Annotated in this window: 21 protein-coding genes and 1 riboswitch; of the genes, 6 read left to right on the forward strand and 15 right to left on the reverse strand. The window is 71.0% G+C overall.

All coding sequences use genetic code 11. The annotated features are described in order from the left end of the window. Positions 1-194 precede the first annotated feature (194 nt). Positions 195-821 (forward strand): uridine kinase, encoded by a 627-nt coding sequence (locus ACIRR9_RS19565; protein WP_403753711.1) that lies wholly within the window; start codon positions 195-197, stop codon positions 819-821. Between the two features lie 429 nt (positions 822-1,250). Next, positions 1,251-3,113, forward strand: coding sequence for an AAA family ATPase (locus tag ACIRR9_RS19570; RefSeq protein ID WP_403753214.1), 1,863 nt, complete (start codon positions 1,251-1,253; stop codon positions 3,111-3,113). A gap of 276 nt (positions 3,114-3,389) precedes the next feature. Here the strand turns inward: ACIRR9_RS19570 and ACIRR9_RS19575 are convergent, their stop codons facing one another. The 10 genes from ACIRR9_RS19575 to ACIRR9_RS19620 all read right to left on the reverse strand — a co-directional run bounded on the left by ACIRR9_RS19575 (position 3,390) and on the right by ACIRR9_RS19620 (position 12,567). Continuing rightward, positions 3,390-4,475, reverse strand: coding sequence for a hemolysin family protein (locus ACIRR9_RS19575; RefSeq protein ID WP_365343091.1), 1,086 nt, complete (start codon positions 4,473-4,475; stop codon positions 3,390-3,392). Further along, positions 4,472-5,800, reverse strand: coding sequence for a hemolysin family protein (locus ACIRR9_RS19580; RefSeq protein ID WP_403753217.1), 1,329 nt, complete (start codon positions 5,798-5,800; stop codon positions 4,472-4,474). The genes ACIRR9_RS19575 and ACIRR9_RS19580 overlap by 4 nt, the downstream gene beginning before the upstream one ends. A gap of 256 nt (positions 5,801-6,056) precedes the next feature. Continuing rightward, positions 6,057-6,512 carry a PH domain-containing protein gene (locus ACIRR9_RS19585; protein WP_403753220.1) on the reverse strand — a complete coding sequence of 152 codons (456 nt, stop codon included), beginning with the start codon at positions 6,510-6,512 and terminating at the stop codon, positions 6,057-6,059. A 14-nt stretch (positions 6,513-6,526) separates the two neighbouring features. Further along, positions 6,527-7,375 carry an ATP phosphoribosyltransferase gene (gene hisG / locus ACIRR9_RS19590; protein WP_403753223.1) on the reverse strand — a complete coding sequence of 283 codons (849 nt, stop codon included), beginning with the start codon at positions 7,373-7,375 and terminating at the stop codon, positions 6,527-6,529. Between the two features lie 44 nt (positions 7,376-7,419). Continuing rightward, entirely contained in the window at positions 7,420-7,692 is a 273-nt protein-coding gene (locus ACIRR9_RS19595; protein ID WP_030946750.1) for a phosphoribosyl-ATP diphosphatase, read from the reverse strand. 34 nt (positions 7,693-7,726) lie between these two features. Next, complete coding sequence (gene ribH, locus ACIRR9_RS19600) at positions 7,727-8,212, reverse strand: 6,7-dimethyl-8-ribityllumazine synthase (RefSeq protein WP_403753226.1); 486 nt, start codon at positions 8,210-8,212, stop codon at positions 7,727-7,729. 22 nt (positions 8,213-8,234) lie between these two features. Then, complete coding sequence (locus ACIRR9_RS19605) at positions 8,235-9,551, reverse strand: bifunctional 3,4-dihydroxy-2-butanone-4-phosphate synthase/GTP cyclohydrolase II (protein ID WP_403753230.1); 1,317 nt, start codon at positions 9,549-9,551, stop codon at positions 8,235-8,237. After that, entirely contained in the window at positions 9,548-10,198 is a 651-nt protein-coding gene (gene pnuC, locus ACIRR9_RS19610) for a nicotinamide riboside transporter PnuC (protein ID WP_403753233.1), read from the reverse strand. Before pnuC ends, ACIRR9_RS19605 begins: the two co-directional genes overlap by 4 nt. Next, a complete protein-coding gene (locus ACIRR9_RS19615; protein ID WP_365343077.1) occupies positions 10,195-10,800 on the reverse strand; it encodes a riboflavin synthase in 606 nt (201 codons plus the stop codon). The genes pnuC and ACIRR9_RS19615 overlap by 4 nt, the downstream gene beginning before the upstream one ends. A gap of 155 nt (positions 10,801-10,955) precedes the next feature. Beyond that, positions 10,956-11,086: riboswitch (FMN riboswitch) on the reverse strand. 236 nt (positions 11,087-11,322) lie between these two features. Further along, positions 11,323-12,567: an ROK family transcriptional regulator gene (locus tag ACIRR9_RS19620; RefSeq protein WP_403753236.1), complete on the reverse strand. Its 1,245-nt coding sequence runs from the start codon at positions 12,565-12,567 to the stop codon at positions 11,323-11,325. A 134-nt stretch (positions 12,568-12,701) separates the two neighbouring features. Between ACIRR9_RS19620 and ACIRR9_RS19625 the strand changes: the two genes are divergently transcribed. Next, the gene (locus ACIRR9_RS19625; protein WP_403753239.1) at positions 12,702-13,916 is read left to right on the forward strand and encodes an MFS transporter; all 1,215 of its coding nucleotides are present in this window, start codon (positions 12,702-12,704) and stop codon (positions 13,914-13,916) included. On the opposite strand, the gene ACIRR9_RS19630 is transcribed toward ACIRR9_RS19625, so the two are convergent. Beyond that, positions 13,876-14,334: an acyl-CoA thioesterase gene (locus tag ACIRR9_RS19630; protein ID WP_403753242.1), complete on the reverse strand. Its 459-nt coding sequence runs from the start codon at positions 14,332-14,334 to the stop codon at positions 13,876-13,878. The genes ACIRR9_RS19625 and ACIRR9_RS19630 overlap by 41 nt on opposite strands. A 72-nt stretch (positions 14,335-14,406) precedes the next feature. Then, positions 14,407-15,675, reverse strand: coding sequence for an alginate lyase family protein (locus tag ACIRR9_RS19635; RefSeq protein WP_403753245.1), 1,269 nt, complete (start codon positions 15,673-15,675; stop codon positions 14,407-14,409). A gap of 133 nt (positions 15,676-15,808) precedes the next feature. On the opposite strand from ACIRR9_RS19635, the gene ACIRR9_RS19640 reads away from it, so the two are divergent. The 3 genes from ACIRR9_RS19640 (at position 15,809) to ACIRR9_RS19650 (ending at position 18,988) form a co-directional block, all read left to right on the forward strand. After that, entirely contained in the window at positions 15,809-17,185 is a 1,377-nt protein-coding gene (locus tag ACIRR9_RS19640; RefSeq protein ID WP_403753247.1) for a uracil-xanthine permease family protein, read from the forward strand. Between the two features lie 91 nt (positions 17,186-17,276). Further along, positions 17,277-17,963, forward strand: a complete 687-nt coding sequence (locus ACIRR9_RS19645) for a DUF5995 family protein (protein ID WP_403753250.1) — start codon at positions 17,277-17,279, stop codon at positions 17,961-17,963. Positions 17,964-18,058: 95 nt separating this feature from the next. Beyond that, on the forward strand, positions 18,059-18,988 hold the full coding sequence (locus ACIRR9_RS19650) for an LLM class F420-dependent oxidoreductase (RefSeq protein ID WP_403753252.1): 930 nt from the start codon (positions 18,059-18,061) through the stop codon (positions 18,986-18,988). Here ACIRR9_RS19650 and ACIRR9_RS19655 read toward each other — a convergent pair. The 3 genes from ACIRR9_RS19655 to ACIRR9_RS19665 form a co-directional block, all read right to left on the reverse strand. Continuing rightward, positions 18,985-20,682, reverse strand: coding sequence for a flavin monoamine oxidase family protein (locus tag ACIRR9_RS19655; protein ID WP_403753255.1), 1,698 nt, complete (start codon positions 20,680-20,682; stop codon positions 18,985-18,987). The two genes, ACIRR9_RS19650 and ACIRR9_RS19655, sit on opposite strands and share 4 nt — an antisense overlap. A 60-nt stretch (positions 20,683-20,742) precedes the next feature. After that, positions 20,743-21,531: a carbon-nitrogen hydrolase family protein gene (locus tag ACIRR9_RS19660; RefSeq protein ID WP_403753258.1), complete on the reverse strand. Its 789-nt coding sequence runs from the start codon at positions 21,529-21,531 to the stop codon at positions 20,743-20,745. Positions 21,532-21,677: 146 nt separating this feature from the next. Next, entirely contained in the window at positions 21,678-22,058 is a 381-nt protein-coding gene (locus ACIRR9_RS19665) for a DUF742 domain-containing protein (RefSeq protein ID WP_123978564.1), read from the reverse strand. Between the last annotated feature and the right edge of the window lie 7 nt (positions 22,059-22,065).

The raw sequence follows: 22,065 nt of genomic DNA on the forward strand, positions 1-22,065 counted from the left end.
TACTCAGCCGCAGGCACCCCGGGAACGTTCGATGTCGACATATCGGTCAGCCGGTGGGAAATATTAATGGGAACGGTTGGGGACGGCTCAAAAATAGTTCAAGCCGTTACTTCGTCGAGGCCGCGGACGCCCGCTATGCGCCGTACTACTAGACTGTTTCCGGAAAACGCCCCACACCGCAGCACACCTCGGGAATCGTCATTTACCGACTCGCCTCCGCGCTCAGGGCCCTGCCGCCCTCCTGCGGCCCGGTCCGCCTGGTCGGCGTCGACGGCCACGCCGGCTCCGGAAAGACCACGTTCGCCGGGCAGTTGGCCGCCGCACTGGACGGGGCACCGGTGCTGCACCTCGACGACATCGCCAGCCACGAGGAACTGTTCGACTGGACCGGCCGGCTGCTGACCCAGGTGATCGAGCCGCTCGGCCGCGGCGAGACCGCGCGCTACACGCCCTACGACTGGCACGCCCGCCGCTTCGGCCCGCCCCGCCCCCTGCCGCCGGCCCCCGTGATCCTCGTCGAGGGTGTCGGCGCCGGCCGCCGGACACTGCGCCCGTTCCTGGCGCGGCTGCTGTGGATGGAGCTGCCGCACGAGGAGTCCTGGACGCGTGGCAGACTGCGGGACGGCGCGGAACAACGGGACTTCTGGGCCGAATGGGTCAGGGCGGAACACGCACACTTCACCGAGGACCCGTCAAGGCCGTACGCCGACCTTCTGGTGGCACAGTCGCAGAAGGGGTACGAGGCACTCCCGAGGCCCATGACGTCCATTGGACCGGACCAGAAGCTCACTCATCGTGACGGACCGTCCTCAGTGTGCTGAACTTGTGAAGACGCGCCTCGGAGAAGTTGCCCGAGTACCTCAACTCGGCTTGACCCAAGGGCCATACAGGTCTTACGTTCTCAATGTGCGGCCATTGGAGGCCGCCCTGCAGACGCGAAGCCCCCGGTTGTTCCCCCGTGATCGGGGGCTTCGTTCTGCCCTTTATCCCTTTTGTGTGCGCCGCGTGCACTCCCCCGCTCACCCTCGGTCACCGGTCCGAGTGCGCCCTGTCTGCCCCCACCTCGTCAAACGGCCTGTACGGCACCCTTCGATGGGTGGTGGAACCGCAGGTACGATGCCCTCGGTGCGACCTTCGAACGGCTGCTTCGCGCACCTGCAACTCCGGTCCGCGGCACAGCGGTTCGACCAACGGCGGCCATCGGGGGAGCCCGGGGGCCAACCACGGGGGCACGGTTTGTGGGGGACGTGATGGATTTCGGCACGCAGGGCCCCGAGGCCCCGGCCGACCTCGCCTGGCTGCGAGGCGTGGACGCCTACACGATGGGCGCCTATCCGCAGGCCGAGGAGGAGTTCCGCGCCGCGGTGCGGATGGATCCCGGGATGGCCGACGCCTGGCTCGGGCTGCACGCGCTGCGCGTGGACACGACGACCGCGCTGCTGCGCATGTTCCGGCACCGGGACCGCTTCGGCGAACAGCGCGGCCGGCACCGGCGCACGCTCAACTCCTGGTACTGGCTGGGCTGGTGGGTGCAGCCGGTCCTCGAGAGCCCGCGCGACCTGCTGCTTGCCCATGCCTCGCACTGGCTGGACGGCCGGCACGTCCCGGAGCTCGACCGGGCCCTCGCCGGGCTCCCGCCGGTGGACGCCGACCCTCAGGTGCGCTTCCTGCACGCCTGCCGGGCCTATCTGGTCAAGGACTGGGAGCAGCTGGTCCGGCACACCGACCCGCTCATGGACGACCCCATGCTCGGTATCGAGGCGGGACTCTTCGGCGGGATGGCCCGGGTCCGCCTCGAAATGTACGGCCAGGCGGAACCGCATCTGTCCGCCGCGCTGATGCGCTGCCGCAGCGAGCAGCCGCAGCGCAAGGAACTGCGCTACTGGCTGGCGCGGGCCCACGAGGGCACCGGCCGCAGCGCCGCGGCCCTCCCCCTCTACCGGGCCGTGCACCGGGTCGACCCCGCGTTCATGGACACCTCGGCGCGGCTGGCCGCGATAGCCGAGGGCGACGGGTACGACGACGACGCCGACTTCGCGGCGATCACACTCACCGGTGCCGGGCAGGACGTGGTGGACGGGCCGGACATGCTCGACCCGCTGTTCGGCATGGAGGGACGCGATCTGCGGCTCGGCGATCCGGAGCCGCCGGCCGGGGCGATGCCGTCGGTGATCGACCCTGCGGTGCGTGAGAAGGCCGTGCCGTCGCCGCCGCTGCCCGCCGGGCCGACCGACCCCGCGTTACTTGAGGAGGCGCTCGCCGAACTTGAGCGCATGGTCGGGCTCGAACCCGTGAAACGACAGGTCAAGGCGCTTTCCGCGCAGTTGAACATGGCGCGGTTGCGGGCCGGGCAAGGGCTGCCGGTGCAGCCGCCGAAACGCCACTTCGTCTTCTCGGGGCCGTCGGGGACCGGGAAGACCACGGTCGCGCGGATTCTGGGGCGGGTGTTCTACGCGCTGGGGCTGCTGGGCGGGGACCATCTGGTGGAGGCGCAGCGGGCGGACCTGGTCGGCGAGTACCTGGGCCAGACCGCCGTGAAGGCCAACGAACTGATCGACTCCGCGATCGGTGGCGTGCTCTTCGTCGACGAGGCCTACTCGCTCTCCAACTCGGGCTACGGCAAGGGTGACGCGTACGGCGACGAAGCCCTGCAGGTGCTGCTCAAGCGGGCCGAGGACAACCGCGACCACCTGGTGGTGATCCTGGCCGGCTACCCGGAGGGCATGGACCGGCTGCTGGCCGCCAATCCGGGGCTCTCCTCCCGCTTCACGACCCGTGTCGACTTCCCGTCCTACCGGCCCCTCGAACTGACCTCGATCGGCGAGGTGCTGGCCGCCGAGAACGGTGACGCGTGGGACGAGGAGGCGCTGGACGAGCTGCGGTCGATCGCCGGGCATGTGGTCGATCAGGGGTGGATCGACGAGCTGGGCAACGGGCGGTTCCTGCGCACGCTGTACGAGAAGAGCTGCGCGTACCGGGATCTGCGGCTGTCGACGTATCCCGGGGTGCTGTCCCGGGACGACCTGGCCACACTGCGCCTGCCGGACCTGATGCAGGCGTACGGGGAAGTGCTGTCGGGGCGGGGGCCGCAGGATCCGTCGGCCGGGATGTAAGTGCGGGTGAGTGGGGGCGGGGGGGTTCACTTACCGGCGCTGGCAGGGTGCCGCCGCGCCCACCCGTGCCGCCCTGGGGGTCCCCCCTCTGGGGGAGGCACGCATGCCCGCAGCTGCGTGAACTGAAAAGGAACGGCGACTGCAGCGCCCTGTCAGGGGCGCTGGGGGTACCCCCGGCCAGAGGCTGGGGGAGGAACTGCGCGACCAGCCCCCACCGGCCCGCAGCTCCCCGCGACGCTCAGCCCACCGTCGATTCCTTCGGCTCCCCCACGACCGTCAGCCGGCCAGGACCTCCTCCGGCTCGCCGCTGGACCGGGGCTCCGGAGTCCGCGTCGGCGGCCTCTCCCGGTGTGCCGGGTCCGTGACCTCGCCCACCAGCAGTTCCAGTACGTCCTCCAGCGCGACCAGCCCCAGCACCCGGCCCTTCCCGTCGGCGACCTGCGCCAGGTGCGTCGCCGCTCGGCGCATCACCGTCAGCGCGTCGTCGAGCGGGAGTTCCGCCCGGAGGGTCGTCATCGGGCGCCATATCTGTTGCGGGACCGCCCGGTCCGAGTCCTCCAGGTCCAGGACGTCCTTCACATGCACGTAGCCCATGAAGGCCCCGGACTCGGTCGCCACCGGGAAGCGGGAGTAGCCGGTGCGGGCCGTGAGTTCGACGATCTGGCCCGGGGTGACCGACGGCGGGACCGTGATCAGGGACTCGCGGCGCAGCAGGACGTCCGTCACCGGGCGGGAGCCCAGCTCCAGCGCGTCCTCCAGGCGCTCCTGCTCCTCGGGGTCGAGGAGGCCCGCCTGGCCGGAGTCCTCCAGGAGGCGGTTGAGCTGCTCGCTGGTGACGACGGCCTCGACCTCGTCCTTCGGCTCCACCCGGAAGAGCTTGAGGATGCCCTGGGCGCAGGCGCCGAGGGCGACCGTGATCGGCCGGCAGACGCGCGCGAAGGCCACCAGGCCGGGGCTCAGCCACAGCGCGACCTTCTCCGGCGCCGCCATCGCCAGGTTCTTCGGCACCATCTCGCCGATGACGAGGTGGAAGAAGACCACTGCGGCGAGCGCGATCACATAGCCCAAGGGGTGGATCATGCCGTCCGGCAGGTGGACCGCCTCGAACAGCGGTTCCAGCAGCTGCGCCACCGTCGGCTCGGCGACCGCGCCGAGCGTGAGGGAGCAGACCGTGATGCCGAACTGGGCCGCGGCCATCATCTGCGGAAGGCGTTCCAGGCCGTACAGGACCTGGCGGGCCCGGGCCGTGCCGAGGGGTTCGATCTGGCTGCGGCGGACCGAGACGAGGGCGAACTCCGCGCCCACGAAGAAGCCGTTGGCCAGTACCAGCAGGCCGGCGAAGACCAGTTGGAGGACGCTCATCGGGCGGCCTCCGCGACGGCGGGGGCGGTGCGGACTATGCGGACGCGCTCGGCGCGGTAGTGGCCCACGCGGCGGACGGACAGCCGCCAGCCGGGCAGTTCCGCGCGGTCGCCCGGCGCCGGGATCCGGCCGAGCAGGTCGGCGACCAGGCCGGCGACCGTCTCGTACGGGCCCTCGGGCACGTCCAGGCCTATCCGCTGGAGGATGTCGACGCGGACACTGCCGTCTACGTCCCAGGCGGGCTTGCCGTCCTGCGGCGGAGCGGCCGCGAGTTCCGGCGCGTCCGGGCTGTCGTGCTCGTCGCGGACCTCGCCGACGAGTTCCTCGACGATGTCCTCCAGGGTGACGACCCCGGCCGTGCCGCCGTACTCGTCGACGACGACCGCGATGGGCTGTTCCGAGCGCAGCCGGGCCAGCAGGGGCTGGACCGGGAGGGTCTCGGGGACGAGGAGGGACTGGCGGGCGATACGGCCGACCGGGGTGTGCAGGCGTTCGTGCACGGGGACCGCCAGTGCGTCCTTGAGGTGGGCCATGCCGACGATTTCGTCGATCTTCTCCCGGTAGACCGGGAAGCGGGACAGACCGGTGGCCCGGGTGAGGTTGACGACGTCCTCGGCGGTCGCCGAGTCCTGCAGCGCGCTGACCTTCACCCGGGGGGTCATCACGTGCTGTGCGGTCAGCTCGCCCAGGGACAGGGTGCGGACGAACAGGTCGGCCGTGTCCTGTTCCAGCGCGCCGGCCTGGGCGGAGTGCCGGGCCAGGGAGACGAGCTCGCCGGGGGTGCGGGCGGAGGCCAGCTCCTCGGCGGGTTCGACGCCCAGGGCTCGGACGAGCCGGTTGGCGACCGTGTTCAGCGCGGCGATCACCGGGCGGAACAGGCGGGAGAAGCGGGCCTGCGGGCCTGCGACGAAGCGCGCGACCTGGAGGGGCTTGGACACCGCCCAGTTCTTGGGTACGAGTTCGCCGATCACCATCTGGACCGCCGAGGCGACCAGCATGCCCACGACGACGGCGATACCGGAGACCGCGCCCTCGGGGAGGCCGATCGCGCTGAACGGGCTGCGCAGCAGCGCGGCCAGTGCCGGTTCGGCGAGCATGCCGACGACCAGGGAGGTGATGGTGATGCCGAGCTGGGTGCCGGAGAGCTGGAAGGACAGCTCCTTCAGCGACTCGACGACCGTACGGGCGCGCTTGTCGCCGTCGGCCGCGGCCTTCTCGGCCTCCGGGCGCTCGACGGTCACCAGACCGAACTCGGCGGCCACGAAGAAGCCGTTGGCCAGGATGAGCAGGAACGCGGCTGCCAGGAGCAGCAGGGGGGTGGTCATGATGCCGCCGCCTCCGAACCTTCACGGACTGCGAAAAGGCAGTCCGCGGTATGTCGGGAGGGGGCGGCGCAGGTACTACAGGACGATCCGTCCATCGCCGGAGAGGGTCACTCCTCGGGTAGCAGGAACCCCTGTGCGCGGGGCGCGCGACAGGGGCGAAGGCGGGACGTGAAAAGCCTCCGCCAACAGATTAATCAAGACATGGGCCATTGCGGCAGGGTCGACGGCCCGGAGGCGGCCCCGAAGTTGCGTGATTTCAGCCCTGATGCTGCTCGGGGTCGCGGACCGCGTGGGCCTCGGCGAGGGCGCGCAGGGCCTTGGCGTCGGCGATCGCGCGCTGCTTGGCGACGCCCGGCTGGATGCCCAGCACGGGCAGACTGGTGCCGTCGCTGAGGTCGAGGAACACCCACGGGTCACCCGGGCGGAGGTTCACCCGCAGGATCTCCGCCCACTCCAGCCGCCTCTTGCCGGCGATGTTCACCACGGTGACACCGGTCTCGTCGGCGACCACCTTGACCCGGGCCAGCTGGGCCAGCACCCAGAAGATCAGCGCGCCGGTGACGACGAAACTGAGCTTCTCCCCCGGGCCGAGCTGTTCGAGGAGCAGCGCGACCGCGGAGATGGTGACGAATATCGCCAGGCCCGCGGTGAGCAGTATCACGCGGGTGTGGCCCGGCCGGAAAGTGACGGGCAACACGGGAAGCTCGGACATCTCTCGCGGGCCCCTCAGAGGCGGCAGGCGTGGATGGCCGTGGTCAGGATGGCGCGGGCGCCGAGGTCGTACAGGTCGTCCATGATGCGCTGGGCGTCCTTGGTGGGGACCATGGCGCGGACGGCGACCCAGCCCTCGTTGTGCAGGGGGGAGACGGTCGGCGACTCCAGGCCCGGAGTGAGGGCGACGGCCTTCTCCAGCTGCTCGACGCGGCAGTCGTAGTCCATCATCACGTAGGTCCGGGCGACCAGGACGCCCTGGAGGCGGCGCAGGAACTGCTGGACCTTGGGCTCCTCGATGTCCGCACCGGTGCGGCGGATCACGATCGCCTCGGACTGCATGATCGGTTCGCCGAAGACCTCCAGGCCCGCGTTGCGCAGGCTGGTACCGGTCTCGACGACGTCGGCGATGACCTCGGCGACGCCCAGCTCGATGGCGGTCTCGACGGCGCCGTCCAGGTGGACGACGGAGGCGTCGACGCCGCTGTCGGCGAGGTGCTTGGCGACGATGCCCTCGTAGGAGGTGGCGACCGTCTTGCCCTTGAGGTCCGCCAGGCCGTCCGCCGCGCCCGGCTTGGAGGCGAAGCGGAAGGTGGAGCGGGCGAAGCCGAGCGGCAGGATCTCCTCGGCGTTGGCGCCGGAGTCCACGAGCAGGTCACGGCCGGTGATGCCGATGTCGAGGCGGCCGGAGGAGACGTAGATCGCGATGTCTCGGGGGCGGAGGTAGAAGAACTCGACGTCGTTGACCGGGTCGACGATGCGGAGTTCCTTGGACTCCCGCCGCTGCCGGTAGCCGGCCTCATGCAGCATGTCCGCCGCAGGGCCTGAGAGGGAACCCTTGTTGGGGACGGCGATGCGCAGCATGAGGTCGGCTTCCTTTGCTCTGAAGGGGGTGTACGGCGGGTGGCTTACAGGTGGGCGTAGACGTCGTCCAGCGAGATACCGCGGGCGACCATCATCACCTGGACGTGGTAGAGGAGCTGCGAGATCTCCTCGGCGGCCGCTTCCTTGCCCTCGTACTCGGCGGCCATCCAGACCTCGGCGGCCTCTTCGACGACCTTCTTGCCGATGGCATGGACGCCCTTGCCGACCAGTTCTGCGGTGCGGGACGTGGCGGGGTCGCCGTGGGCGGCCTTGTGCTGGAGCTCGGTGAAGAGCTCCTCGAAAGTCTTGTTGGACATGGTGAGCGCCAGACTACGCCAATTGCCGCGTCGCTCAGTGCCAGGGTTCAGATACTGAGCGGAGGGTGGCCGCCATCGACACCGCCGCCGTCACCGCCTCGTGGCCCTTGTCCTCGTGGGAGCCCTCAAGACCCGCCCGGTCCAGGGCCTGCTCCTCGTTGTCGCAGGTGAGCACGCCGAAGCCGACGGGGACGCCGGTCTCCACGGAGACCTGGGCGAGGCCCTGGGTGACGCCCTGGCACACGTACTCGAAGTGCGGGGTGCCGCCGCGGATGACGACACCGAGGGCGACCACCGCGTCGTAACCGCGTCCGGCGAGCACCTTGGCGGCGACCGAGAGCTCCCAGGTGCCGGGGACCCGGAGCAGGGTCGGCTCGTCGATGCCGAGGTCGCGCAGGGCGCGCAGGGCGCCGTCCACCAGTCCGTCCATCACCTTCTCGTGCCACTGGGCCGCGATGACGGCGACCCGCAGGTCGCTGACATTGCGTACGGACAACTCCGGTGCACCCTTGCCGCTCACGTCTCTCCTCAGTGCTGTTTCTTTACTGGTTGCCACAGGTGGACGCGCACGCGGCCGCAGAGGCAGCCAGTGTCGGTGTGTCCAGCCAGGGCAGGTCGTGGCCCATCCGGTCCCGCTTGGTGCGCAGGTAGCGGAGGTTGTGCTCGCCCGCCTGTACGGGCATCGGCTCCCGGCCGCTGACCTTGAGGCCATGGCTGAGCAGTGCGTCCGTCTTGTCGGGGTTGTTGGTCATCAGGCGCACGCTGTGCACGCCGAGGTCGGTCAGGATCTGGGCGCCTGCGCCGTAGTCGCGGGCGTCGGCGGGCAGGCCGAGTTCGAGGTTGGCGTCGAGGGTGTCGCGGCCGCGCTCCTGGAGTTCGTAGGCGCGCAGCTTGGACAGCAGTCCGATGCCGCGCCCCTCGTGTCCGCGGAGGTAGACGACGATGCCCCGGCCCTCCTCCTGGATGCGGTCCAGGGCGGCGTCGAGCTGGGGGCCGCAGTCGCAGCGGGCGGAGCCGAAGACGTCCCCGGTGAGGCACTCGGAGTGGACGCGGACCACGACGTCCTCGCCGTCGCCGATCTCGCCGTGGACGAGGGCGACGTGCTCGACGCCGTCGGTGGTGGAGCGGTAGCCGTACGCGGTGAAGGTGCCGTGCTTGGTGGGCAGGCTGACCTCGGCCTCGCGGCGGACGGTGGGCTCGGCCGCGGCCCGCCGGTAGGTGATCAGGTCCGCGATGGAGATGATCGTCAGGCCGTGCTTGCGGGCGAACGGGATCAGCTCGGGCAGGCGGAGCATCCGGCCGTCCTCGCCGGCGATCTCGACGATCGTGCCGGCCGGGCGCAGGCCGGCGAGCCGGGCGAGGTCGACGGCCGCCTCGGTGTGGCCGTTGCGGGTCAGGACGCCGCCGGGCCGGGCGCGCAGCGGGAAGACATGGCCGGGGCGGACGAAGTCCGACGGCTCGGCAGCACCGCTCGCCAGCAGTTGGAGGGTGGTCGCACGGTCGGCGGCCGAGATCCCGGTGGTGACACCGTGCGCGGCGGAGGCGTCCACGGAGACGGTGAACGCGGTCTTCATGGACTCGGTGTTGTCGTCGACCATCTGCGGCAGCCGGAGCCGGTCGAGTTCCGCGCCCTCCATGGGGGCGCAGATCAGGCCGCGGCACTCGCTCATCATGAAGGCGATGATCTCGGGGGTGGCCTTCTCGGCGGCGATGACGAGGTCGCCCTCGTTCTCGCGGTCCTCGTCGTCGACGACCACGATCGGGCGGCCGGCCGCGATGTCGGCGATGGCCTGCTCGACGGGGTCGAGCGTGAGGTCGTCCATGCCGTCGGTGCTGTAGAGAATCGGTGCCGCGGTCATGCGGGTGCTCCTTCCAGAGCGGGCCGCGTGCCCTGGCGGGAGCGCAGCCACCAGTCGCGCATGCCCCACAGGACGAGCGCGCCGTAGATGACGTAGACGAAGCCGGAGAAGGCGTAGCCGTTGGCGAAGTTCAGCGGGACGCCGACCACGTCGACCAGGAGCCAGGCGATCCAGAACTCGACCATGCCGCGGGCCTGGGCGTACATGGCGACGATCGTGCCGACGAAGATGTAGGCGTCGGGCCAGGGGTCCCAGGACAGGGACGGGTAGGCCTTGAAGAGCAGGGCGACGGCGACCGTGCCGACGGCCGCGGCGGCGACCATCGCGCCGCGCTCGCGCCAGGTGGCGAAGCGGGGGGTGATGTGGCCGTCACCGCCGTCCTCGGCCCGGCCCTTGTTGCGGTTCCACTGCCACCAGCCGTACAGGGCGACGGTCATGACGACGGCCTGCTTGCCGGCGCTGCCGGTGAGGTGGCCGAAGAAGGCGCCGAAGAGGATCAGGCCGGAGGCGAACTGCACCGGCCAGCTCCACAGGTTGCGGCGCCAGCCGAGCGCGAGGGCGATCAGGCCGAGGATGTTGCCGATCATGTCCGACCAGAGGATGTGCTGGCCGAACAGGACGAAGGCCTCGGAGTTCAGCCAGCTCACTTGCCCGCTCCCTGCGCGCTCGCGAGCAGCCGCTCCACGTACTTGGCGACGACGTCGACCTCGAGGTTGACCGGGTCGCCGGGCTGCTTGCGGCCGAGCGTGGTCAGGTCGAGGGTGGTCGGGATGAGGCTGACGGTGAAGTAGTCCGGGCCTGCCTCCACGACCGTGAGGCTGATGCCGTCGACGGTGATGGAGCCCTTCTCGACGACGTAGCGGGCGAGGTCGGCCGGGAGCGAGACCTTGACGATCTCCCAGTTCTCGGAGGGCGTGCGCGCCAGCACCTGACCGGTGCCGTCGACGTGGCCCTGCACGATGTGGCCGCCGAGGCGGGAGCCCACGGCGGTGGGGCGCTCCAGGTTGACGCGGGAGCCGACGCCCAGGGCGCCGAGGGAGGAACGCTGCAGGGTCTCCGCCATGACGTCGGCGGTGAACTCGTCGCCCTCGTGCTCCACGACGGTCAGACAGACGCCGTTCACGGCGATGGAGTCGCCGTGCTGTGCGCCCTGGGTCACTACGGGGCCACGGAGCCTGAAACGGGAGGCGTCGCCGAGGTTCTCGACGGCGGTGATCTCACCCAGCTCTTCGACGATTCCGGTGAACACTTCCCGGGTCCTCCTGCCTCAACGGGGCACGGACTCCGGGGCCTGTCGACGGACGACAGAATGTACGGGTGAGCACACTGGGGCGACGCCGACAAGGTCCCGCCCGTCACGGACGAGACCAGATACGGCGGCGCGCACATGTACATGCTCGCCCGCCGCGCACTGCCTCCCATCCGGACTTTAACCGTCGGTCCAGGAATTTCACCTGGTCAACCGGCCGCTGGAAGCGGACGGGTCGCGGACTATAACCGCCGGTTCGGACTTTCACCGACCCCGGAGTGCGCTGCTTCTGGTACACGGCCAGTCTGCCACGCCCGGTGGTGGTCTATGCAAGGGAATCATGTGGGGTGTCTCACAGCTGTGGTCGCTGGACTTCCCTGACGGCCCATCATGTGCCCAACTGGCCCCCGGACCAGGGATCTTGACTTCATTCCCTATCTATTGACCCTATTGGTCTAGTCCTTTTAGGGTGCGGACGAGCCCGGCGACGGTGACGACGGCCCTTGCCCGTCGCCGGGTCGCTCACACCCGGTCCGGGGGTGCGAACAGCTCGTCCTGCGCACGCTCCCGTGCGGTCAGGAGGGCGCCGCGCAGGACGGCCGCACCGCCGAGCGCGCTCGCCCGGACCTCGGTGGCCAGCGGTGACATCCGGCGCAGCCGTTCCTCGACCCGCGCGGCGAGCGCCGCGCCGCCGGCCGCGCCGATCTCGCCGCCGAGGACTGCGCAGCCGGGGTCCAGGATCGCAACGATCGCGGCGACGCCGAGGGCGATGCGGTCGGCGAGGGCGTCGAGGAAACGGACAGAGTGCGCCTGGTCGGGTCCTCGGTCGGCTGCGAGTGCGTCGTGGCTGGTCGCGCAGTTCCCCGCGCCCCTTTGGGGCGCTCCATGCGCGCCCTCTTCGACGAGCCGCACCGCCTCCCCCACCAGCCCGTACTCCGCCGCCAGTTCGGCGACAGCCGCCGCCCCCACCAGGGAGTGGTAGCCGCCCGAGCAGTCTGTCGCCGAGGGCAGCGTGGTCGTGCCCGGTACCGGGAGGAAGCCGATCTCGCCCGTGCCTCCGGAGGCGCCCCGGCGCAGGCGGCCGTCGAGGACGACGGCGGCGCCGCAGCTGTCGCCCAGCCAGAGCAGGACGAAGGTGTCACGGTCCTGTGCGACCCCCTCCCGCTGCTCGGCGAGGGCGGCCAGATTGGTCTCGTTCTCGACGCCGACCCGGGCCTGCGGGAAGCGTTCCTGGAGGGCCGCGACCAGTCGGCGGTGCCAGCCTGGCAGGCCCGCCGAGTCGCGGAGTTCGCCGGTACCGGGGTCGACGAGCCCGGGCGCGCCGATGCCGACGGTGTGCAGCCGCCCCTCGCCGGAGACCTCCGCCTCCTTCACCGCCCGCTCGACCAGCTCCACCGCCTGCTCGACCGCCGACGCCGTCCCGGTCTCCGGGCCGACCGGCACCGAGCCCTCCGCCAGCACCCGTCCCACCAGGTCGGACACCAGCACCGAGACGCTCTCGGTACGGACGTCGAGCGCGGCCAGATACGCGCGGTCGGCGACGATGCCGTACAGCCGGGCGTTCGGACCCCGGCGCTGCTCACCGGCCTCGCCGACCACCGTGATCAGGCCGGACGCGGTGAGCCGCTCGACCAGGTCGGCGACGGTCGGCCGGGACAGCCCGGTCAGCTGTTTCAACTGGCCTGCCGTCAGCGGACCTTCCTGCTGGAGCAGGTCGAGGGCGAGCCGGTCGTTGATGGCCCGGGCGGTACTCGGTGAGGCGGGCATGGCGGGCATCCTCCCAGATCGGCACGGGCCAGGACGGCCGTATGTTCATCTATCTATCAGGAAGGGTCCCTGATAGTTTACGGCGGTGCAGCGGGGCGGCAGCCACCCGGGGAGGGGCAGGAAGATGAAGAACAATGAATGACGCAGCCCACGAGCAGCACGAGGTGAGGCGCGCGCGGTTCGCCGTCGCGGCCGTGTTCACCGTGCACGGTGCCGTCACCGGCTCGTTCGCGACCCGGGTGCCGTGGATCCAGGACCATGCGGGCCTGGGCTCGGGACAGCTGGGCCTCGCCCTCGCGTTCACGGCGTTCGGCGCCTCGTGCTCGATGCCGCTGGCGGGCCGGATCAGCCACCGGTTCGGCAGCCGCACGGCCCTGCGCGGTCTGATCGCGATGTGGACGCTGTCGCTGGTCCTGCCGTCCCTCGCGACGAACCTCTACACGCTGTGCCTGGCGATGTTCGTGTACGGCGCGAGCGCGGGCATGGCGGACGTGGTGATGAACGCGCTCGGCGTGGAGATCGAGCGGCTGCTCGACAAGTCGATCATGTCGGGGCTGCACGGCATGTGGAGCGCGGGCACCCTGCTCGGATCGGCGGCGGGCACCCTCGCCGCGCATCTGGGCACGGACGCGCGGGTGCACTTCGCGCTGGCGGCGACCGTCCTCACCGTGCTCGGCGTGCTGGCCGCGGGCTGGGTCCTCGACATCCAGCCCGGCGAGGACGAGGAGCCGCCGCCGCGGTTCACGCTGCCGCCCCGGTCGGCGCTGCTGATCGGCACGGTGGGCTTCTGCGCGGTGTTCGCGGAGGGGGCGAGCCTGGACTGGTCGGCGGTGTTCCTCCGGGACCGGATGGACAGCTCGGCCGGGCTCGCGGCGGCCACCACCACGGGGTTCATGCTGGCCATGGCGGTGGCCAGGATCAGCGGGGACGCGGTGGTGAACCGGTTCGGCGCGGTCCGCACCGTGCGCGCCGGGGGTGTGCTGGCGGCCCTCGGCGGTCTGCTGGTCGTCCTCGCCGGGAACGCGGCGGTGGCGATGACCGGGTTCGGGCTGATGGGCCTCGGCATCGCGGTCGTCGTACCGCTGTGCTTCGCGGCGGCGGGGCACGCCGGGCCGAACCCGAGTCAGGCGATCGCGGGCGTGGCGACGATCACCTACACCTCGGGCCTGATCGCGCCCAGCCTGATCGGCGGGGTGGCCCAGGCGACCAGCCTGGTGGTGTCGTTCTGCCTGGTCACGGTGCTGGCGCTGGGTCTGGTGGGGTTCGCGGGCGTGCTGCGCGCCGGGGAGCGGGGCGGCCGGTCGAAGGTCAGTCCGCAGGCCGCAGCAGTTCCCGACCCACGGCCCTGAACGGCTCGCTCCACGGGGCGGGGCGCAGGGTGGCCGCGTCCAGCCGGACCAGGACCCGGGCGCCCCGCGCGTAGGTGAGTGCGCCGTCCTCCGAGCAGAACCGGAAGCCGTAGGTGAGGCCGGTGTTGCCGAGCCGTTCCAGCCAGAGGTGGACGGCGTAGGTGCCCGGCCTCGTGACCGGTGCCTCGTAGCCGATCCGGAGCTCCTTGACCGCGTTGCAGGCGTCCTCGGCGGCGGCCCAGTCGCCCTCGAAGGCGAAGCCGTGCCCCTGCCAGAACTCGGCCCAGGCCCGCTCGACCAGTACCGGGTAGCGGGCGTTGTGCAGCAGCCCGAGCGCGTCCAGGTCGTCGAAGTGGACGGTGACCGGGATCAGCCGGCCGTAGGACAGGGCGGGGGCCATCGGGGCTTCGGCGGTCACGGGTGGGGCTCCTGAGCATCGGGTACGGCACCATCCTAAGCGAGCGCTCAGGAACCCCCTCCGCGGGTGCCGTCAGCCCGCGATCGAGTCCAGCTGCTCGGCGGCCGGCCGCAGCTCCCAGAGGTCGCCGCCGGGCGGCGCCTCCAGCCGTCGTACCGCCCGCTGGGCCGCCCTGTCGCCCGCGTCGGCCGCCGCGTGCACGACGTCGGTCGCCGCGTAGCGGTGGAACTCCAGTTCCGGGTGCGTCCAGGCGGCGGCTCCGGTCGCGGCCTGCAGCAGGTAGTCGACGGCCTTGAACAGGCCCTGTCCGGCAGGCCCTCGATAGGTCCAGAGATCCACCCCGACATGCCGGCCGATCGCCGCCAGCCGGGTGTAGGCGACCAGGTCGAAGGTCGAGTAGTGCCAGCTCCGGGTGCGGGTCAGCTCCTGCGGCTGGCTCCCGTCGCCCGCGATCTGCGGATCGATGCGCTTCGCCCGCGCGTCCAGCACGGTCTTCTTCGCCAGCGCCTTGTCGCCGGTCGCGTAGGCGAGAGCGGCGAGCTGCATGTCGTAGAAGGTGCCGTGGTTGTTGGCGGCGGCGCCCTCCTCCTTGCCGAAGCCGCTGTTCGTCAGCCAGCCGAGGAAGTCCGTGTTCCAGCCACGCATCCCCGCGCGGTCCGCGGCGCTCCAGCCGGGTGCGCCGGTGCCGAGGATCGCCAGGGCGTCGACCACGCTCGTGTACGACTGGGAGAAGTCGATGATGCCGATGGACCGGCCGTCGTACTTGCACGGGATGAACTGGGCGTGGTTCAGGTTGGGGTTCATCCGGGTCGCCGGGTCCAGGAACCAGGTGCGCAGGACCTGTCCGGCCTTCTCGGCGTACTCCCGGCGGCCCGTGTAGTACCAGGCGAGGGAGAGGTCGTACGTCGAGTCGAAGACCTTCTCGACGTCCTGGCGGTCGGTGCCGCTGTCCACCTCGGGATTGCGCCGGCCGTCGCGCTGGACGTAGGGGCAGCCCCAGGGGTTGTCGGCGGTGGGCGTGGTGGTGGGCCACCAGTAGGGGGCCTGGCTCAGGTAGTCGTGGACGTCGCCGCCGGGGGCGGGCTTCGGTTTGTCGACGACCGTCCAGGGGCCCTGGTCCAGCCAGGCGTCGGCGCGGGTCGTCAAGTCCTTGAGGGCGCGGCGGAGTTGCGGGTCGCCGTGAGCGAGGTCGGCCCTGGTCCGCTGGAGGCGGGTGCCGTCGAGGACGGCCGTGTCCGGAACCCGGCCGGCCGGGCCGGCCGCGTGCGCGGACGGGACCAGGACGGCTCCGAGGGCCGCCAGGGCCGTCAGAAGGACGGCGATGCGGGATCTTCCACTCATCGAGCACTCCGATCGGACGTTAATCAGATACGTGAATGTGGTTCATGAGTAGGACCGTGCGAGCGTAGAACCGCCAGGTAGCCATGACAATGGTGCGGACCAACTTCACGTACGAAGAAAGCGAAGCCTCACCATGGATCTCGGCGTGCGCTGGAAACTGCACGGCGACGGGCGCACGCCCGCGCCCGGAGCGGTGGTACGCCCCGACGAACGGCTCTCCTGGCCCCGCACGATCGGGCTCGGCGCCCAGCACGTGGTGGCCATGTTCGGCGCGTCCTTCGTGGCCCCCGTCCTGATGGGTCTGAACCCCAACCTCGCGATCATGATGTCCGGCTTCGCGACGGTGATCTTCCTGCTCGCGACTCGTGGCCGGGTGCCCAGCTACCTGGGATGTTCCCTCTCCTTCGTCGGCGTGGCGGCCGCCATCCGGGCCCAGGGCGGCACCAGCGCCACGGTGACCGGCGCGGTCTTCGTCGTCGGGGCCGCGCTGTTCCTGATCGGCCTCGCGGTACAGCGCTTCGGCGCCCGGATCATCCATGCCACGATGCCGCCGATCGTCACCGGCGCGGTCGTGATGCTGATCGGCTTCAACCTCGCCCCCGTCACCGCCTCCACCTACTGGCCGCAGGACCAGTGGACGGCCTTGCTGACGATGGTGTTCACCGGTCTGGCCGTCGTCTGTCTGCGTGGTTTCTGGTCACGTATCGCGATCTTCCTGGGGCTGCTCTTCGGGTACGCCGTCTCGTGGGCTTCCGACCGGATCTTCGGCGAGATCCACTCGGTGGGTCCGGGCGGCAAGGTCACCGACCACTGGCGCCTGGACCTGTCCGGTGTCGGCAAGGCCGACTGGATCGGGCTGCCGTCCTTCCACGGCCCGTCCTTCCAGTGGTCGGCGATCCTCGTGGCGCTCCCCGTCGTGATCGCCCTGGTCGCGGAGAACACCGGGCACGTCAAGGCGGTCGGCGAGATGACCGGCGACCCGCTCGACGACAAGCTCGGTACGGCGATCTCGGCCGACGGCGTCGCCTCCATGCTGTCCACGGCGGTGGGCGGCCCGCCCAACACCACCTACTCCGAGAACATCGGTGTGATGGCCGCGACCCGCGTCTACTCCACCGCCGCCTACTGGGCCGCCGCCGGCTTCGCGCTGCTCTTCGGTGTCTGCCCCAAGTTCGGCGCGATCGTGGCCGCGATCCCGGGCGGGGTCCTCGGCGGCATCACGGTGATCCTCTACGGCATGATCGGCCTGCTCGGCGCCCAGATCTGGCTGCACGCCAAGGTCGACCTGCGCAATCCGCTGAACCTGGTCCCGGCGGCCGCGGGCATCATCATCGGCGTCGGCAACGTGAGCATGAAGTTCACCGACACCTTCTCCCTCAGCGGCATCGCGCTCGGCTCCCTGGTGGTCATCGTCGGCTACCACGTCCTGCGCGCCCTGGCCCCGGCCCACCTCAAGTCGCCCCAGCCGCTGCTGGACGAGGGCACCAGCTCCTACGACGACAAGTCGTAGGCCGATCCCGTCCCGCGCTCCGTTCCCCCGTTCCGGGGAAGCGCCGGGCCCGTCGGCACTCACGTCGGCCGAGGGCTGGGACCCTTCCCCCATGGCGCAGTCGGAACACCTCATCGCTCCGGTCGACACCGTCGTCTCCCGGATGCGCGCCCTGGACGCGGCCCTGCCCGCGCGGGACGGGATCGCGGTCTTCAACCGTGTCTACCTCGCCGTCACGGAGGAGGTCGAACGGCGCCTGGACGCAGGCCGGTTCGCCGATCCGAGAGCCGCGGCCACGCTGGACGTACGGTTCGCGGAACGGTACCTGGCCGCCGTCGACACGGAGGCCGACGGCCGCCGTCCACCCGCCTGTTGGCGCCCGCTCTTCCAGTTCCGCCGCCATCCCGGCGTACGCCCGCTGCAGTTCGCCCTGGCCGGTATCAACGCGCACATCGGGCACGACCTCGCGCTGGCCGTGGTGGACGCCTGCCGCACGCTCGGCTGCGAACCGGCGGACCTGGAGGACGAGTTCGACCGCGTGGGCGAACTCCTCGTCTCCCTGGAGGAGCGCATCCGCGAGGATCTGATGCCGGGTCCCGACCTCCTCCAGATCGCCGACCCACTGACCCATCTGCTCGGCTCCTGGAGTCTGGAGCGCGCGCGGGACGCGACCTGGTCGGCGGCGCGGGCCCTGTGGGCGCTGCGCCGGTTCGATGACCTGGCCGAGGAGTTCACCGAGCGGCTGGACGCGGCGGTCGGTCTGGCGGGCCGGATGCTGCTCACCCCGCTGCCCGGCTGAGGTGGCCTGATCCGGTCGGCGCCCGAGCCGCTTCGGAATCCTTTTGTGATCGCCTTACGTTGACGGCACGCACCCGACTGCACAGGAGCACCGGTATGACGACTCGGCTCGGCCTCAGTCTTCCCCAGCTGCGGCAGTACTCCCTCGGCACGGACGTCCCGGACGTGGCACGCACCGCCGAGCAGCTCGGCTACGACAGCCTGTGGGTCTTCGAGCGGGCCCTGTTCCCGGAGCCCGCCACCCAGGGCCTGTACGGCATGACGGGGGTGCCCTGGCCCGACGAGTACCGGGGCGTGGCCGACCCGTTGATCACGCTCACGCTCGCCGCCGCGGCCACCGAACGGGTGCGGCTGGGCAGCAGTGTGCTGGTGGCGCCGCTGCACGTCCCCTTCCAACTGGCCAAGTCCCTGGCCACGCTGGACGCGGCGAGCGGCGGCCGGGTGGTGGCGGGTCTGGGCACCGGCTGGTCCCTCGACGAGTACGCGGCCGCCGGAATCCAGCCGTTCGAGGAGCGCGGCAAGGTGCTCGACGAGCTGATCGAGGTGTGCCGGGCGGTGTGGGGCCCGGACCCCGTGCGCTACGACGGGCAGCTCACGAAGATCGCCTCCGCCGTGGTCGGCCCCAAGCCCGCCCGGCCGATCCCGATCCTGCTGGCCGCGAACACCGGGAGGGCCCGGCGCCGGCTCGTCGACCACGCTGACGGCTGGCTACCGGTGGGCATGGGCGCCGAGCAGCTCGCCGCCCAGTGGCGGGAGTTGCAGGACCTGGCGGCCGAGCGCGGCCGCCGGGAACCGATCCAGACGGTCCTGCGGGTCAACCCCACGTACACCCCCAAGGCCTACGACGGCTCCGACCGCCGCCCCTTCCAGGGCAGTGTCGACCAGATCGTCGAGGACCTCGTGGCCCATGCCGAGGTCGGCCTGGAGGAGATCCTGATCGACCTCCAGAGCAGCGCACGCGACGCCCGGGAACTCAAGGACATCGCCGCCGAGGTGTACGAGAAGGCGCGGGCGGCCGGGGTCTAGTCCTCGGGGAGTTCGACCGGCGCGATCTCGTCGTAGACGTCGCCGGGGCCCGGGTTGGCCGGGTCGGTCTCTCCTCCGAAGTGGTGCATGACGCCCCAGACCGCGTTCAGCGCGGTCTGGACGGCGCCCTCGGCCCAGCCGGCCGTCCAGGAGATGTCGTCGCCGGCGAGGAAGATGCCCCGCTTGTCCTCGGGCAGCCGGTCCTGCACGAAGTGCGTGAACAGGCGCCGCTGGTAGCGGTAGTGGCCGGGCAGGTTGGCCTTGAACGCGCCCATGAAGTAGGGCTCGTTCTCCCAGGACACGGTCACCGGGTTGCCGATGATGTGCTTGCGGATGTCGACCTTGGGATAGATCTCGCCGAGCGACTTCAGCATGACCTCCATCCGCTCGTTCGCGGACAGCGGCAGCCACTTCAGGCTGTCGTCGCACCAGGTGTAGGAGAGGCAGATGACGGCGGGCCGGTCCGGACCGTCGTCGAGGAGGTAAGTACCGCGGGTCATACGGTCGGTGAGCGTCATCGACATGACGTCCCGCCCGGTGTCCTCGTCCTTGTCGAGCCAGAAGGGCCGGTCGACCGGCACGAACAGCTTCGAGGACTCCATGTAGTGGGTGCGCTCGATCGCGGTCCAGTGGTCGATCGGGAAGAGGGAGTCGTCGCAGGCGATCTTGGAGAGCAGCATCCAGGACTGGGCGGTGAAGATCGCCGCCTTGTAGGTGCGGATGTCACCGCCCGCGTCGGTCACGGTGATCCGGTTGCCGGTGGTGCGGTGCAGCCGGGTCACCGCGGGGCGCGGCTCGCCGTTCGCGTGCAGCTGTGCGAGCGAAGTCCCGTACGCCCAGTGCACGATCTTCTCCGGCTCGCGCTCCCAGAGCCGGACCGGGAGCTGCTGGCTGCCGCCGACGATGCCGCGGTGGTGGTCGTCGGCCTCGGTGTAGACGACCCGCAGGATCTCCAGGATGGAGTTGGGGAAGTCGGTGTCCCAGCCGCCCGTGCCGAAGCCGACCTGGCCGAAGATCTCGCGGTGCCGGAAAGACTTGAAGGCCTCGGAGTCGCAGAGGAAGCCGTAGAAGGTCTGGTTGTCGAGCTTCTCGACGAGCTTCGCCCAGATCTCGCGGATGCGCGGCACGTCCCGCTCGCGCATGGCACGGTTCATGTCGGAGAAGTCGGCACCCTCGTCCAGGCACTTGTTCCAGGCGGCGGCGACGTCCCGGTACACCTGGGGCAGGTCGGCGGCCGTCTCCGCGTAGTGCGACTCACCCTTGAGGTCGACCACGGTCGAAGGGGTCGCCTCCGCAAGGGGGTTGGGGAACGGCCGGGTCTCCAGGCCCACCAGGTCGATGTAGTGCTGGAGGGCGGTGGAGGAGGGCGGGAAGCGCATCGCGCCCATCTCGGCGGTCAGCGAGGGGTCGCAGCCGTCGAAGCCGACGGTCCGCAGCCGCCCGCCGATCTCGTCGGCCTCGTACACGACCGGCTTCAGGCCCATCTTCATCAGCTCGTACGCGGCCACGATGCCGGAGAGGCCGCCGCCGATGACGGCGACCTCGGTGCCGTGCTCACCGGCCGGTATCTGGCCGAGGCCCGCCGGGTGGGCGAGGAAGTCGTCGTACGCGTACGGGAAGTCCGGGCCGAACATGGTGATCGGCGGCTGCTGCTCGTCTGCGTGCTCGACGGCGTTGGGCACGGTGGACGTCATGGGGTACGGCTCCTTGCGGCGTGCGTGAAGTAGAGCGAGGGGAGGAGGGGGGAAGGAAGGTCAGGCCAGGGAGCCGTAGAGGCCGGGGCGGCGGTCCTTCAGGTACGGGTTCGCCTCGCGGGAGGCGGCGAGGAAGGCGGGGTCGACGTCGGCGATGACGAGTTCCTCGCCGCGGCCGGCGCGGGTGCGGGCGACCCCGTCGGGTCCGGCCAGCGTGGAGAGGCCGAAGAACTCGAACTCCCCTTCGTGGCCGACCCGGTTGGCGTAGGCGACGTACATCTGGTTCTCCCAGGCCCGCACCGGGACCAGGGACTCGGCGACCAGCTGGAAGGGGTGCATGTTCGCCGTCGGGACGAGGAGCAGGTCGGTGCCGGCCAGGGCGTGGGCGCGGACGAGTTCCGGGAACTCCACGTCGTAGCAGATCATGATCCCGACGGTGAGACCGCCCAGTTCGGCCTGGACGACCGGCTGGTCGCCCGCCGTGAAGTGGTCCGCCTCGAAGCCGCCGAAGAGGTGGGACTTGCGGTAGTTCGCGAGCCGGGTGCCGTCGGCGGAGATCAGCTGGGCGGAGTTGTGGACGGCGTCGCCGTCGCGCTCCGGATAGCCGTAGACGATCGCCAGACCGTGGCGGCGGGCCAGCTCGGCGATCGCGTCCGCGCCGGCGCCGTCGGCGGGCTCGGCGAGCCGGGCGATGTCGTCGCCGATCGCGTATCCGGTCAGGAACATCTCCGGGGCGACGAGCAGTGCTGCGCCCGCGGCGGCGGCCCGCGCGGCGGCCTCGTCGAGCACCTTGAGGTTCTCGGCGGTGGAGCCGGGGCGGCCGGAGCTCTGGAGCAGGGCGGTACGCATGCGGGGTCCTCACCGGTACGCAAGGGGGTCTGGGGCCATTTAGACCGTACGGTCCGCGGGCCGGGCCGGACAAGGAGGAGCCGTTGCGTGCCGGTGAGCGGTTCGTTGCGTGATACCGGGGCCGGGCGGCGATTCGTTGCGCGGGGTCAGAGCTCGCGCAGCCGCTCCACGATCACCTCCAGCAGCCGGGGGTCGGCGGCGGGGCCGGTCGGCTCCAGCCGGCGCGGCTCGTCGATGCGGACCAGGCCGGCCTCGGCGAGATCGCCGAGCAGTACGCGTACGACGGTGAGCGGCAGGTCGGCGTCCGCGGCGAGCTCGACGACCGGGCGGGCGCCGCGCCGCACCAGGGCGAGCAGGGCAGCGCGGGCATGGTCGACGTCCGGCCGGGCCGGGTCCGCATCCACCGCCGTGACCTGGGACATCAGATCGATGCTGTGCCGTCCGGACGGCTCGGTACGGCCCTGGGTCACGGTGTAGGGGCGGACCAGCGAGCCGGTCTCGTCCTCGTACCAGTGCTCGTCGCTCACCGCGGTG

Source organism: Streptomyces sp. NPDC101234 (assembly GCF_044767525.1).
Lineage (GTDB): Bacteria > Actinomycetota > Actinomycetes > Streptomycetales > Streptomycetaceae > Streptomyces > Streptomyces sasae.

Excerpts from the sequence above, each read along its gene's own strand:
- ACIRR9_RS19570 (WP_403753214.1), top strand. The coding sequence starts at position 1,251 with ATGGATTTCGGCACGCAGGGCCCCGAGGCCCCGGCCGACCTCGCCTGG.
- ACIRR9_RS19575 (WP_365343091.1), bottom strand. The coding sequence starts at position 4,475 with ATGAGCGTCCTCCAACTGGTCTTCGCCGGCCTGCTGGTACTGGCCAAC.
- ACIRR9_RS19580 (WP_403753217.1), bottom strand. The coding sequence starts at position 5,800 with ATGACCACCCCCCTGCTGCTCCTGGCAGCCGCGTTCCTGCTCATCCTG.
- ACIRR9_RS19585 (WP_403753220.1), bottom strand. The coding sequence starts at position 6,512 with ATGTCCGAGCTTCCCGTGTTGCCCGTCACTTTCCGGCCGGGCCACACC.
- hisG (WP_403753223.1), bottom strand. The coding sequence starts at position 7,375 with ATGCTGCGCATCGCCGTCCCCAACAAGGGTTCCCTCTCAGGCCCTGCG.
- ACIRR9_RS19595 (WP_030946750.1), bottom strand. The coding sequence starts at position 7,692 with ATGTCCAACAAGACTTTCGAGGAGCTCTTCACCGAGCTCCAGCACAAG.
- ACIRR9_RS19605 (WP_403753230.1), bottom strand. The coding sequence starts at position 9,551 with ATGACCGCGGCACCGATTCTCTACAGCACCGACGGCATGGACGACCTC.
- ACIRR9_RS19620 (WP_403753236.1), bottom strand. The coding sequence starts at position 12,567 with ATGCCCGCCTCACCGAGTACCGCCCGGGCCATCAACGACCGGCTCGCC.
- ACIRR9_RS19625 (WP_403753239.1), top strand. The coding sequence starts at position 12,702 with ATGAATGACGCAGCCCACGAGCAGCACGAGGTGAGGCGCGCGCGGTTC.
- ACIRR9_RS19635 (WP_403753245.1), bottom strand. The coding sequence starts at position 15,675 with ATGAGTGGAAGATCCCGCATCGCCGTCCTTCTGACGGCCCTGGCGGCC.
- ACIRR9_RS19640 (WP_403753247.1), top strand. The coding sequence starts at position 15,809 with ATGGATCTCGGCGTGCGCTGGAAACTGCACGGCGACGGGCGCACGCCC.
- ACIRR9_RS19645 (WP_403753250.1), top strand. The coding sequence starts at position 17,277 with ATGGCGCAGTCGGAACACCTCATCGCTCCGGTCGACACCGTCGTCTCC.
- ACIRR9_RS19650 (WP_403753252.1), top strand. The coding sequence starts at position 18,059 with ATGACGACTCGGCTCGGCCTCAGTCTTCCCCAGCTGCGGCAGTACTCC.
- ACIRR9_RS19655 (WP_403753255.1), bottom strand. The coding sequence starts at position 20,682 with ATGACGTCCACCGTGCCCAACGCCGTCGAGCACGCAGACGAGCAGCAG.
- ACIRR9_RS19660 (WP_403753258.1), bottom strand. The coding sequence starts at position 21,531 with ATGCGTACCGCCCTGCTCCAGAGCTCCGGCCGCCCCGGCTCCACCGCC.